The sequence below is a fragment of the Bacillus sp. FSL R9-9834 genome (genome assembly GCF_038006905.1).
Taxonomy (GTDB): domain Bacteria; phylum Bacillota; class Bacilli; order Bacillales; family Bacillaceae_G; genus Bacillus_A; species Bacillus_A pacificus.
Window position 1 is genome coordinate 244297 of record NZ_JBBOWD010000002.1, and the last position, 14295, is coordinate 258591.

General features: G+C 31.3%; 11 protein-coding genes and 1 pseudogene. All 12 read left to right on the plus strand.

Translation table 11 applies throughout. The features are described from left to right. Window positions 1-21 precede the first annotated feature (21 nt). On the plus strand, window positions 22-303 hold the full coding sequence (locus MKY00_RS28840; protein WP_001027744.1) for a HesB/IscA family protein: 282 nt from the start codon (window positions 22-24) through the stop codon (window positions 301-303). Window positions 304-329: 26 nt separating this feature from the next. Then, window positions 330-770 (plus strand): protein-tyrosine phosphatase family protein, encoded by a 441-nt coding sequence (locus tag MKY00_RS28845; protein WP_016117863.1) that lies wholly within the window; start codon window positions 330-332, stop codon window positions 768-770. A gap of 98 nt (window positions 771-868) precedes the next feature. After that, on the plus strand, window positions 869-1708 hold the full coding sequence (locus tag MKY00_RS28850) for a heteromeric transposase endonuclease subunit TnsA (protein ID WP_001129271.1): 840 nt from the start codon (window positions 869-871) through the stop codon (window positions 1706-1708). Further along, the gene (locus MKY00_RS28855) at window positions 1689-3827 is read left to right on the plus strand and encodes a Mu transposase C-terminal domain-containing protein (protein ID WP_000631829.1); all 2139 of its coding nucleotides are present in this window, start codon (window positions 1689-1691) and stop codon (window positions 3825-3827) included. Before MKY00_RS28850 ends, MKY00_RS28855 begins: the two co-directional genes overlap by 20 nt. Continuing rightward, window positions 3824-5463: pseudogene (locus MKY00_RS28860) on the plus strand (ATP-binding protein). Before MKY00_RS28855 ends, MKY00_RS28860 begins: the two are co-directional and overlap by 4 nt. Before the next feature lie 53 nt (window positions 5464-5516). Continuing rightward, window positions 5517-7451, plus strand: coding sequence for a TnsD family Tn7-like transposition protein (locus MKY00_RS28865; protein WP_016117865.1), 1935 nt, complete (start codon window positions 5517-5519; stop codon window positions 7449-7451). 637 nt (window positions 7452-8088) lie between these two features. Further along, window positions 8089-8319: a hypothetical protein gene (locus tag MKY00_RS28870; RefSeq protein WP_000533694.1), complete on the plus strand. Its 231-nt coding sequence runs from the start codon at window positions 8089-8091 to the stop codon at window positions 8317-8319. A gap of 22 nt (window positions 8320-8341) precedes the next feature. Beyond that, complete coding sequence (locus MKY00_RS28875; protein ID WP_001076757.1) at window positions 8342-9313, plus strand: sigma-70 family RNA polymerase sigma factor; 972 nt, start codon at window positions 8342-8344, stop codon at window positions 9311-9313. A 180-nt stretch (window positions 9314-9493) separates the two neighbouring features. Then, the gene (locus MKY00_RS28880; protein WP_341035537.1) at window positions 9494-11230 is read left to right on the plus strand and encodes a hypothetical protein; all 1737 of its coding nucleotides are present in this window, start codon (window positions 9494-9496) and stop codon (window positions 11228-11230) included. 25 nt (window positions 11231-11255) lie between these two features. Beyond that, window positions 11256-12251, plus strand: coding sequence for a DNA polymerase III subunit delta (gene holA / locus MKY00_RS28885; RefSeq protein ID WP_001143701.1), 996 nt, complete (start codon window positions 11256-11258; stop codon window positions 12249-12251). Between the two features lie 82 nt (window positions 12252-12333). Then, complete coding sequence (locus MKY00_RS28890; protein ID WP_002037666.1) at window positions 12334-12504, plus strand: hypothetical protein; 171 nt, start codon at window positions 12334-12336, stop codon at window positions 12502-12504. A 232-nt stretch (window positions 12505-12736) separates the two neighbouring features. Further along, the gene (locus tag MKY00_RS28895) at window positions 12737-14287 is read left to right on the plus strand and encodes a hypothetical protein (protein WP_341035517.1); all 1551 of its coding nucleotides are present in this window, start codon (window positions 12737-12739) and stop codon (window positions 14285-14287) included. The last annotated feature ends 8 nt before the right edge of the window (window positions 14288-14295 follow it).

Here is a 14295-nt window from a genome sequence, read left to right on the forward strand (position 1 = left end):
CTATGAAGGGGAGAAATGAAAATGAATATTACAGATAAAGCAAAAGAGTTTATTGAAACTGCGATGAAAGAAAATGGTGTTACAACATTACGTTTTACATTTGATGGTGCTGGCTGCTGTGGTCCTAGCTACGGTATTAATTTAGGCGAAGCAGAAGAAAATGATGTCACAGAAACAGTAAATGGTATTCAAGTTGCTATGGATCCAAAGGTTGTTGAATTAGTAAATACATTGACACTAGACTATGTAGAAGATCAACAAGGTGCAGGCCTTGTTATCAGTGGCGGATCTAACTGCTGCTAAATAATAATTGAAGGAGACTAACAAACATGACTAACTATCACGAACTCATAAAAGGAAAAGTATATATTGGTGGAGTGGACGCAATACAAGAGGCCGTAAAAAAGCACGGGATTACAGAGGTGTTTGACTTACGTGCTGGAGGAGAAGAACCAGAAGGATTTCCGGCTGGAACTAAACGTCATGCTTATCCTATCGTAGAAGGTGTAGAAGGACAAGATGAATCAGTAAGAAATGCAATTGCAGCGGTCAAAGAAGCTGTTGAACAAGATAAAAAAGTATTTTTCCATTGTTCTGGTGGACGCAATCGTACAGGTACAGTTGCAACAGGGTTATTATTAGAATTAGGGCATGCTTCTAATGTGGAAGATGCAGAAGAACAAGCGAAAATGGTTCGTTCTATTATTTCTATAAAACCAGAATTAAAACAAGTATTGCATAATTTATATCAAAACAAAGAAGTGAAATAGATACCTTTTATAAGGTATCTTTTTTTATAAGTACATGTATCGTATGCATAATAATGTCCAATACTGGGAATGATAACGAATTTTAGAGGGGGATGATGATGGCAAAGCGTAATAATGAATGGACAGAGAGAAAAATAGAGAAGTATATAAAAGAAGGAAGAGGACAAGGAGAATTAAGTAATTATAAACCCTGGCTAACAATACAAAATGTATCTTCAAGAGGAAATAGTAATCGATTAAAGGGATGGAAAACAAATAGGGGGCATGAATTTTTATCTGATTTAGAAGAGAAATATTTTTTCACGCAAGAATGGAGAAAAGAAGTTATAGATATTCGTGAACAATTCCCTTTGAATAGAGAATTAACACATAAAATATCAGAAGAGAAAGGGATTAATCATCCCATCTGTACAAATACACAAACATTAGTTGTATTAACTACAGATTTTTTTCTTACGATTCGAAGTGGTGAAAAAATTAAATATATTGCTAGAACTGTAAAACCTAGCAATGAATTAGAAGATAGAAGAACGATTGAAAAATTTGAAGTTGAAAGAGAGTATTGGGCGAGAAAGGGAATTAGTTGGGGGATTGTGACAGAGAAAGATATTCCTATAGAGTTATCTGAAAATATTTCTTGGGTATATGAACATTATTACTTAGAAGACATTGAGAATGTAACATTGGTCAAAGTATTTTTAAAGTATTTAATGAATTTTCAACAAGCTGATAAGAATCTTATTAGCCTCTGTAATGAATTTGATGAAAAATACAATTTAGATGTAGGTTCATCAATCAATTATTTTAAACACCTAGTAGCAAGAAAGGTCATTTCCGTAGATATGAGAGTAAAGAAGTTAAATCCAAACAGTTTAGGTGTCCAAGAAATAACTTTCAATCAAGGAGAAGGTGATAACTGTGATTACGCTATCAGTTAATGAAACATTTAAAGCAATTGATGACGAAAAAATATACAGAGTATTATGGATTGATGAGGGCAATATCATAGCATATTTGATTGATATATTTGATGAGAAGGCTCTCCCTTTTGCCGATACAATCAAGAATATTTATATGAGTTTTGTAAGTGAAAAATATAAAAAAGTCGAGACTCATGAATTATTTCCAGTTATAAATCATGAAGAATTGAAAGAAACCGACATTACTATTAGAGATAAAGCATGGAGTATTATAAAAGATTTAGTAACTCTGGAACCTAGTATTTATAAAAGAAATGAGAGAGGAAGGCTAACTAATCAAGCAAAAGAAAAATTTGGTTGTTCTAAACAAACAGTATATAAATATTTAAGGAATTATTGGCAAAGAGGGAAAGTAAGAGATAGTTTAATTCCTGATTATAGAAATTGTGGTAACAAAGGTCAGGATAAAAATTGGGGAGAACAAAAAACTGGTCGACCAAGGACAAGAAAGAGTACAGGTATTAATGTTACCAAAGAGATAAAAGAAGTTTTTAAAAAGGCAGTTCAATATTATTATTTTACAAGCCCAGAGAATACACTGGTTTATACGTATAAGATGATGATTAGAGATGCCTTTCAGGCAGATATTTGTTATAAAGACGGTACTAAATATATTGTAATTGAGAATGAGGATAGTATCCCTACATATCGACAATTTTATTATTGGTTTAATAAGGAGTACGGAGTAGAAGAAGTTATTACTGCGAAGTATGGCCGGAAAGAGTTTGAAAGAAATCATAGAGCTATTTTAGGCTCTTCTTCTTTTGAGGTTCGAGGACCAGGATCTAGTTATCAAATTGATGCAACAGTTGCTAATGTATATATAACATCTCGGTACAATTCTGATTTGTTAGTAAAGAGACCAATTATTTATTTTGTAGTAGATGTTTATACACATATGATTACAGGTTTTTATGTAGGATTAGAGGGTCCTTCATGGGTTGGGATGATGATGGCGTTATTTAATGCAACTGTTAATAAAAAAGAGTTTTGTGAGAGCTATGGTATCCATATTACGAATGATTGTTGGCCAGCTGCTCATTTACCAAAGAAGATTATAGGGGATCGTGGAGAGCTAGAAGGATATAATGTAAATCACTTAAGGGATGCTTTAGGCATAAAGGTGAAAAATAACCCAGCATTTCGTCCAGATTGGAAAGGAATTGTAGAAAAATTATTTGATACATCACAAGAAAAGATACGTCCTTTTTTGCCAGGGTATGTGTCAAAGGATTGGGGGAAACGTGGCGCAAAAGATCCGCGTTTAGAGGCAAAGTTAGATATTGAGCAATACACAAAAATCATTATTCATTTTATTCTTCATTATAATAAAAACTTTTATATGAAAGATTATATACGTGATGAAGATATGATAGCAAATAACATAAAACCTACTCCAATTGAATTATGGAGTTGGGGAGTGAAAAACAATGGTGGGGTATTAAGGATAGAGGATCCAGATAAAATAAAATTCTATTTGATGCCAAGAGGGCATGCTACAGTAACCGCAAAGGGGATTAAATTTGAAAAGGTGCTGTACAGTTGTGAAACAGCAATACAAAAATCATGGTTTGCTACAGCAAGAACAGAAAAAAGCTGGAAGGTAGATATCTCTTATGATCCTCGAAATATGAATAATATCTATATTCATACAAAAGATGAGCAGATTTTTGAAACATGCTATTTATTAAAGCATCAAGAGAGGTATCAAAATAAAACTTTAGAGGAAATTAAACAATTGCATATGTTAGAAAGCAAAAGTTTTAAAAAAGAGGAACATACGTTGTTGCAAAGAGAGATAAACTTATTTGATAGCATTCAATCAATTGTTGATGAGGCAATTAAGGAAGTAAATCAAAAGCAAACAAAGAATCTATCAAAGGCCGAGAAGCTTAAAGATATTAATCAAAATACCAAATTGGAAAGAAAAGTACGAAGAGCAGAAGAAGTATTTAAGCTTGAAGATGATGATAAGAATGCTTCGATAGAAGATACACTTAAAGAACAGAAAGAAGAGAAATTGGAACGTAAGTCAGTGAAAGAATTATTTAATAAGAGAAGGAGGAAAGAATCGTGAATGATGATTCAAGAGAAGTTCAGTTAGATAATGGAACATATGCCTTATTAGCTGATTATCAGACTCAGGAATTAGATGAGTATCAAGGGAATCCTTTAATAGAAGCTTTACCTAGTATCTTGTCGTATGAGGAAGCTTTTGATCGATTGAGTTTTTTACCAAATTATCATGAAAAAGAGAGGAATCTATCAAATCATCATCGTTATCATGCCTTATTACGTTTAACTCGCTTTTTTCAACCAATTGGTCAAACACTCGATTTAGAAAGGAGATTCTCACGATTTTTACGCTATGGTTATGTAAATCGTAATCCTCTTCAAAAACAACATGTTCAAATCTTAAATGAATTACATCATAAACTAGTAAATAATGAAGAGTTAGGTTTGTCAGCAGACATAAGGGCGACTGCATCTAGTTTTACGTTGATGGGATTCTCCGGGATTGGAAAGTCAACAGCTATTGAGCGAATACTTTCGTTATATCCTCAACTAATTATCCATCGACATCCGCTTAATACAATTCAGGTTGTTTGGTTAAAGTTAAATTGCCCCCACGATGGATCTTTAAAATCCTTGTGTCAAAGTTTTTTTGAAAAAATAGATCAATTAATGGGAACAAATTATCTTGAAAGGTATGGAAAAACCTCTAATTCAATAAGTTCTATGGTAACTAGAATGGGACAAATCTCACGATTGCATTGTGTAGGAGCGCTAATAATTGATGAAATTCAGCATCTCTTAGCTACAAAGGGAGTTGCATCAGAGAAGATGATGAATTTTTTCGTTACCCTCATTAATGAAATAGGAATTCCGGTTATGCTGATTGGAACTATGAGAGCAAGAACACTTTTACAAAAGGATTTTAGGCAGGCTCGTAGAGGAAGTGGGCAAGGCGATATGGTTTGGCAACAAATAAACAATAAAGAGGATTGGGAAGTTTTAATTACAAGTATGTGGGACTATCAATGGACAAAGAAATATGTAGAACTTGACCGAGACTTAATAGATATAATCTACGAAGAAAGCCAAGGTATAGTAGATATAGCAGTAAAGCTGTTTGTATTAGCGCAGGGAAGAGCTATTGAAACGGGAATAGAGAAAATTTCAGTAGAACTAATTAAAAAAGTTAATAAGGAAGATTTAAAGCTTGTGCAACCTATGTTGAAAGCTCTTAAATCGGGTCTTGAAGTAGAGATAGCACAATATGAAGATATAATACCCCTAGATATACAAGATTATATGTTGAATAAGATGCCAGTAATTGATATGAAGGCAAAAATTCAAGCTAAGAAAGAAAAAATTGCAAAAGAGCGTCTGAAAAAAGAACCAACAAAGTTAGAAAAAATTATTCTTTCACTTATAAATTTAGATGTTAATGAAAGAGACGCGGAGCAGGCTGCAAAATATGTATTAGGCAAATTCCCTAGTTTCAATATTGCAGATTTAATGAAAGAAGCATTACGTTATATTGCAGAAAGAGAGAAAAAAAGAAAAAAATAAGAACTGAAGCAGTAGATGAAAATGTACTACAACTTATTATTAATAATGGTAGAAAGACAAAAATATCTGCGTATGAGGCCTTGAATACTAAGGGATACATCAAAAGTCCATTAGAAGATTATTGTTTTAATGGATAAGATTTCTGAAGAAACACGCAATTAAATGAGGGTTTTCATAAAGGAGAGAGAAGATGCTTAAGTATTTTCCTAAACCATATGAAGAGGAGCTATTTTACAGCATAGTAGCTAGGTATCATTTTCATGGTGCAGATATATTCAAAGAAAACACTATGAAGGATTTATTTAAAAGCACGGGAATGTTTTTACGGTTTGAATCAATCTCCCAACATATAAAACATTTGGTGGATAAGGTAAAGCTATTTTCGGATTCGTACACTATAGATTATTTTTTAGATAAACATACGATGTTGCCTTTTGTTAAAGCATTTAAAACGAAAAAATGGTATGAAAATGTATTATCAAAATTAAACGATGAGGAAGTAATAAAATTTAATTCTACATTGTATAGTTCCAAAAAAGGAGATGTGAAATCTAAAGAGCATCTTTACTATTGTACAGAGTGTTTAAAAGAGCAGCATCAACTTTACGGTGAAGGATATTGGAACAGATTAAATCAAATACCGGGGGTATTTGTATGTATTAAACATCAGGTCCCATTAATCAAGCACCCTGTTAATATTGTTAAAATAAAAAATCATAATTTCATTTATCCTAATCCAAAGAATAAGCATAGCCATGAGGTATATTTTGAAACTAAGCTTATGGGTGAACTAATAAGTATTGCTCAAGATATAGATTATTTACTACACAAAGATTTTTCGTCTTTTTCAAAAGAATATTATCTTGAGAAATATGAAACACTTTTGAAGGTTAATGGAATTGGGTATCCGATGCTGAAAAGGCATAGGCGATTAAGTGAATTAATTCAAGACCATTACTCACCAACACTATTGGAAATGTTGAATTCATCATTTCTAATAAATGATAGAACATCGTGGATTAAATATGTTTTAGGAGAAGGCGGAATATACAACTGTCACCCCATTAGGCATATTTTAGTTATGCGATGTTTATGCGGAACTGCAAAAAACTTTTTTGAAAAAGAATACGCGTATGAACCTTTTGGAAAAGGACCTTGGATTTGTATGAACCGTTTAGCTGATCATTATTTACAAAAATGTGTAGAGAAAGTAGAAGTTAGCGTTCACAGCCTAAATCGAGAAGTTCAAGGAGATTTTGTGTGTAGTTGTGGGTTTGTTTATCGGCTTAGGGAGTGGGAACAAAACCCCTTAGAGGTCCCGTATTTCAATAACAGGATTATGCAAAAAGGACATGTTTGGGAACGAGAATTTAATAAACTTTTATCTAATCAATTAACCCAGAAAGAAATAGCCCTGCGAACGAATTTTTCAACAAATACAATACGAAAAATATTGGATGATAGAGAAAAAATAACGATAAATATATCAAAGCAAGAAAAATTAGTGATAGGGCAGAGAAAGAAAACATTACAATATAAACAAGAATGGATAAAACTTCGTAATGAATATCCTAATTATACACGAGCAAGTTTGAATATCCTAAATAGAGCCGCGTATGCTTGGTTAAATAAATATGATAAAAGCTGGCTAGAAGAACATTCGCCTTCTTCGCTTTCAGGTAAGAATATGAGCAAGAAGAGCGTAGAAGAGTATCATAAGGAAGATTTGTCCTATGTAGAGGAAGCTAAAAAAGTTATTCATGAATGGGAAAAGTATGAAGAAATTAGAGGGAAACTAATTAGGAAAACGTATGCGGCAGTTAGTACAATATTAGCTTCATATAATAAGCTTGCAGTTAAACAAAACTATCCTTTATTAGTGGGGTATATTTCTACTCTTGAGGAATCCGTACAAGATTTTCAAAAGAGAAGGGTTAGACACCAATTAGATACAAGGTTTAAAGGGAAAGTCGTTACTTTATCTGAGATGATAGATAGTGCTGGGGTAAAAGTGGCTATCAAAAATGGTGTAGGAAATATAAAAGAATACGTAGAAAAATTAGTTAGAGATCACAATAATGAGAATTTTATACTACAGGAAGAAAAACATGGTATGAACAAGTAGTACAAAACTATCTTGTACTTTAAGTTAAATTTAAATATGAATTATTGTCTCGTTAGTCTAGAACTATCTTGTAATAATAAAAAAGAATGCCTATCTGTAATGGGCATTCTTTTTACTTTTAGTTTAGAACTTTGTTGTAATTAGACAACTGATAAAATGGGATTTTATAATAAATTTCATGTTTTGTTTAATTATATAAATAAAGTATTCAATAGTCAATAAATATAAATAATGGGTTTAATGGTAAATCATTTTTTGCTTTGTTTTAATGGATGTTTTGTAGTAAAAATACAAAGCATCCATCATTTTATACTTGTTCTTCATAATCATCAAGGTTTAGATTGTATATTTAAATTTTGATGATTATGAAGAGTAATATATATGTGAAATGATGTGTAATTATTTTGCTAAGTTTATATAGATATAATTAGTCAAACCACAAGAAAATGATGTATATTTTAATATCTTGGTAATTTTTTAAATTTTTTGAATAATTGATTTTACATTTTTTTATAATCCTATATCATATACATACAGGGGAAATTGGAAGAGTTTTGAAGAGGAAGTTTCGTATCTATGTCATATCGATGATAGTTTTTAATTACTAAATACTATTCATGTATACGAGGTGAAACAAATGGGGAGACGAGTAAGCGAGAAGAAAACAAAAGAACAATTTTTATATGAAAGAAGAAAGCAATTAGAAATAATGGAAGGCATTAGTAGCATCTGTAAAGGATGCGATATATATAAAGAGCTGAGAAAAACGAAAGCGCATAAGGAAGTTTCTAATACATGCGCAAAAGAATGTAAGTTAATTAGTAGTGTACAAAAGGAAACAAAGTTGTTTTTAGAAACAATCCGTTAAAAAAGAGAGAGGAGGAATGGGTATGAATCAATCATATAGCAGGATAAATCGTGATGAATCATTGAATAAAACTATAACACAAGGTACTGCTGCAGTAACTATTAAGCCAATGCCTAATACTGAAGAAAACAATAATAATATTAGGGGAATTGGAAATTACAAGGTACTGTCAAAAGAAGAAAGTTTACATTTGTTTAAGCGGTATAAGCATGGAGAAAAAGATCTTCGTGACTATTTGTTCCATGTAAATGAAGGTCTAGTATTATCAATTGCAAGAAATTATAAAAATAAGCATCCTGATATAGAATTTGATGATTTGGTTCAAGAGGGAAATGAGGGAATGTTACGGGCAATGGAAGATTTTAATCCGGATTTAGGATATTGTTTTTCCACATACGCTTTCTGGTGGATACAAAAAAGTATGTTAGGAATCATACGTAAAAAAAAGTCTGGGCCTTTTAAAATTCCTACTCATGTAAATCAATTTAATTTGAAATATGTAGAATTGGAAGATAAATATTTACAAAGGTACAATAGGACTCCATCGGTAGAAGAAGTAGTAAAAGAACTAAATGTAACTAGAGAAACGGTTATAAGGCACAAAGTATATTATAAACGAGCTACTACTATGACTTTGGATATAGATACTATAAATGAAGATGTAGGTATATCAACACCATTCTTTGATGATAAATCAGCAATACCTTCAACAAATGAGATGATAATAGAGGACTTAAATTACGAGATATGGTTAATATTTGATGAAGTATTAAATCCGAAGCAAAAGATGGTACTAAATTTATGTTTTGGTCTACTTGACGGTAAAGTGTATTTGCATAAAGAAATTGCAAAAGCACTTATGATTACAACTGAAAGAGTTTCACAAATAAAAGATGAAGCAATAAAAAAATTAAAGAAATGTCAACATAAGAGTGAAATTTTCAATTTACTTCACGAAAAAATGAAAGTGATGGATGAACTTAACATGGCGTGAAAATGAATATTCATATTTGTCAGAAGATACAGTATAATATACATATTGTATCTTTTTATTTTTAAATCTATTTCACAAAATTTTGCCCCTCGGGTAACGTGAATTACAAATTTGTTATTAAAGTTTGTAATAATACGCGACCTTGAGGGGCTTTTTGTGTCTAAAGGAGGAAACCATGTGATGCAGAAAAGAGAAAAAGTCTTTAGTTTAAGAAAAGAACTGGGGAAAAAACTAAAAAATAACGGTTTTTCTAAGGAGTTTATGGATATTCAATTAAAGTTTAGAAAGCCAATTAATCAGTATTCAACTGCTGAGTTGAAGGAAGAGACTTTAAAAGCATTAATAAAATATTACAGAAGAAAAATAGAACAAGTAACAAGTTATAAAGAACTAGAAGAAATAATAGAAGGAATCCCATTTTCAAGACAATCAATAGAAATATCAGAAATTGAAGAGGAAGGATACTCAAGTGCAATACACTTATTGACAGACATTAATCCGAAATTAAAAGAAAGACGTAATGATTATAGAGAGAGATTTACAGTTCAAAATTTTAAAGAATTATTACCGATAAATATAAAAGTGAAGAAGTTTTCAAATAATAAACAGCAATTCCTTGAAAAAACAGGAATTGCATTTGGAAAAATTCCTATTCGAAAGAGTGCTCGTTTGCGCTCATATAGAATTAAAACAGATTATAAGTCATATAGACTAATTGATTTAGGGACGTTATTAGCCGAGGCATTTCTAGAGAATTCGCTTGAGTTATTTATTATTTCTAACCCCGAGTTGTATGAATATCAGGGGATAAAATTTTGCTTTGAGAACAAGATGGAGAATGGAAATGTCGTCGATGTATATGTGGATATGAAAATTGATAATATGAATGCTGAAGGAAGAATGGTTTTTGAGAAGTTGAAAAAATTTAAATATATTAGTGCTAATGCAGAATTAAATATAATTCCTGTAGTTGATGAAACAAGAAGTTTCTATAAACTTTACTTAAATTCAGAGTATAATGTGATCCATAATTTTAACGATCTGCATTATAAAATCATGCTCAGAGAGTTTATAGATAGACAGGAGAATATAAAAAAGCATATTAGAATAAGGGGCGATAAAGCTACTGTTTATGCCCGTTTTTTTGAAACAAAAAAACATATAAACAAATCAACATTTAAGGTAATGAAGAACAATTGTTTTAAGGAGAACTTTGGGTATATTGAATTAGACAATGATGTTGACTTGATGAAATTCAAAAAAATAGAGAGGGAGTTCTTAGAATTCAAAAAAGTCGTTCCTTTACCTGAGTTGAATGATCATAGCTTTAGGGTAAAAAAATTAGGCAGAATAAAAGCAGATGGTGTATACGTTTCTTCACCGGTCAAAGCATTAATAGTAGATATTGCTGCTCCTAATTCTTTTGCACACGAATGTTTGCATCTAATCGATTATACAGTGATGAAAGATTCAACGCTATTAAGTGAAGGTATTCGGTTTAGACTGATAGTAGATAGATATATAGAACTTGTTTCAAAAAAAGTGGATTCATTAGAAAATGGGGACGCTTTTAAATCTCAGTGGTTTAGTAATAAGAAGTATAACAAAGATTATTACTTAGATTATTCGGAGATATTCGCACGTGCTGGGGAAATGTACTTGTTTTATATTGCAAAGATAGAAACATCATTCTTGTATGATAATTATAATTCAATTGTTTTTCCAAAAGATGATGAGTTGATGAATATGATAAGTGATTACTTTAAATGGTTGTTTGTAAAATTAAAGGCTCAGTTACCTAAAAAAGAACGATCTATTATGAAAATCTTAAATGATACGAAATCAAGTGTGGATACATTAAGTGCTGCTCCATTGGAATATGTCATTAACAGCGATGGACAGCTCACGTTGTTTTAATAAAATTATCTGGAGGTGGATAGGAATGCCAACATATGTGTTATATGGAAAAGAAACTTATTTATTAGAAGATAAGGTTAAAGGGATAATTCAGGAATTTACTAATAATACAAAAGAAGATTTAAATGTTGTTGAATTTGATATGGAAGAGGAAACAATTCAAACTGCGATAAATGAAGCAGAAGAGTATTCATTTTTCGGAGGTAAAAAAATCGTCATAACAAGAAACGCGAATTTTTTAACAAGTGATAATAATAAAGAAGTGAATCATGATGTTAATTATATACTCAGTTTTTTAGAGAAGAAAATGAAGGATTCAGTACTAATATTAATTGTTAATCAGGAAAAATTAGATCAAAGAAAAAAAGTAGTAAAAGAATTAAAAAAGAAAGCAATTATTTTTGAAGCAAAGACACTCAATCAGGCAGAAACAGCTACATGGATACTAAATTATGCAAATAACAAAAACATACAAATTTCTAATGAATCGGTTCAGGAATTGATAGTATCAGTAGGGTGTGATTTAAGATGTTTAAAAAATGAAGTTGATAAGTTGTATGCATATAGTAACGGTGGAAAAGAAATAACTATGGACGCAATAGCAGCGGTCACTGTTAAGAGTCTAGAGCAGTCAATCTTTAATTTGAGTGAGTATTCACTAAGTCAAGATACTAATAAAGCAATCGGATTATTTAATGAATTGATTTTGAAAAAGCATAATCCTATTCAAATATTAGCTACCCTTATATATAAATTTGATATGTTATTCAAAATTAAAGTTTTACAGAATTGTACAAAGGATAAAGAGCTAATTGGGATATTAGGTTGCCATCCATATGTATTACAAAAGTCTAAAGAACAAATTAAGGGATTTAATCTTTCAAAAGATGACTTAGGAAACATCTTATGTATACTTACAGAAGCTGATAATAATATGAAAATGGGAAAAGATTCATATCTTACTATGGAAATTTCAATAACTAAAATTAGTGATGTATTAAGAACATCTCTTATAATATAAATTAAAAACTATACTATATATTTTAGGAGGGGGATAATGAGTTATTGTGAATTATGTGGTTCCTTTGTTCGAGAAGGGGATTATGGACAATCAAAATATATATGTGAGAATATGTTTTGATTTTCCGCATTTTGAAGAACTAGAAATTAATTTGAATGAGAGTGCCATCAAAGAAATAAAAGAAAACATGTCAAATTTAATTAATTTACATGAAGAAATGAGAAAGGTTATTAAAAAAAGGATTAGAGAATAGTTTCTAACAACGTATAATAAAATATTCAACTGTATTACAGTTTCAAAAAAGAAGGATAAATGGGTGCGACCCGTTTATCCTTCTTTTTGGTTTATCATGCTAAAAAAAATAATATTATCTGTATTTTTCCTTAGTATTTTTGTGGAAATATCTCATGATTAATTATGAAGGATGAATAATTTAATTACTCTCATTAATGAGGTACTGATAGAAAGGAGGCCATTGTTGTTATATGCAAAATAATAGAAAAAGAAACGTAATTAAAGAAAGGATTAGACAAGAAAAAGAACGAAGAGAGCGATTACTAGCAGAGGAAGAAGAACAATATGAGGATGTCAATAAAGATCCAATAAGTGAGCAAATACAACAAGAGCATTTGGGACAACCGCGGAACCAACGTGAAGAAAGTGTAAATGTGAATTTACCTAAAAATGAATCTTCAAATAGTAACCCAGCTCTTGATTGGATCACTACAATTCAAAATCAGGCAGGCACTTCTAAGAATGATTTAAAAATAAAAGAAGCAGAAGAAGCGATTGAACGTGAAGAAGTAGAAGTGAGTAGAAAGGCAGAAGAAGAAGAAAGAAAACAGGCAGAAGCGGAAGCACGTAGAAAAGCAGAGGAAGAAGCAAAAGAACGAGCAGAAGCGGAGGCGCGTAGAAAAGCAGAGGAAGAAGCAAGAAAACAGGCAGAAGCGGAAGCGCGTAGAAAAGCAGAGGAAGAAGCAAGAGAACGTGAAGAAGTAGAAGCGCGTAGAAAAGCAGAGGAAGAAGCAAGAGAACGTGAAGAAGTAGAAGCGCGTAGAAAAGCAGGGGAAGAAGCAAGAAAACGAGCAGAAGCGGAAGCGCGTAGAAAAGCAGAGGAAGAAGCAAGAAAACGGGCAGAAGCGGAAGCGCGTAGAAAAGCAGAGGAAGAAGCAAGAAAACGAGTAGAAGCACAACGGAAGGAAGAAGAGAAAAAACTTGAGGAAGTAAGAAAAAGAAGACTAGAGGAAGAAAAGAAAATAAAGGATGCACAAAAGAGACAAAAAATAGTTGTAGCTAAAAGTGAACCCGAAAGTGATGAAATTAATTTAAATAATGAAAGAAATCAACCAAATGAAACTAAATTTGAACAAGAAGAGAAAGTCGCAATCGATAAAAAAGGAATCTTAAATAATATGAAAAAATATAAGTACGCTATTATAGGAGTCGCATCAATTGTTTTATTAGTAGTAGCAGGTTTTGCCTTTAGCAATATGAAAAATTCACAGGCAGCATCTGCAAATAATGTAAATAGTTTAGAAGTTAATGCGAATCTAATAAATGGATTAAGGTTATCTGCAGTTCAAAAATATCAAGATGCTGCTTTGGAATTTGATAAAGTCGATTATAAAAAATTAGGAAAAGAAGATAAAAAGGCGGTTTTATTTACGTATCTATTAAGTGGTAAAGCACAGAAGGCAATTGACTTAGAACAAGATTTTGCAGAATCAGTAGTTTCATATTATATAGCTGTAGATAATTTGAAAAAAGTAAAAGAATTAAAAACAAAAAATCCACTAATTAATTTTGAAATTGCTGCATTAGATAACAAACATGAAGAAGTTATCAAATTAAGAGATCAAGTGCCACTAGATGGCAGAAGAGAAGGAATTATTGTTAATAGTTATTTGAAATTAAATAAATCTGAGGAAGCTAAAAAGTTTGCTCAAAAAGTTGGAAATAAAGATTTACTCGAAAAAATTGATAATTCTACACCTAATAGTTCTGCTACTTCTGTAGCAACTATAAGTGCAGGTTAGGTAATAGG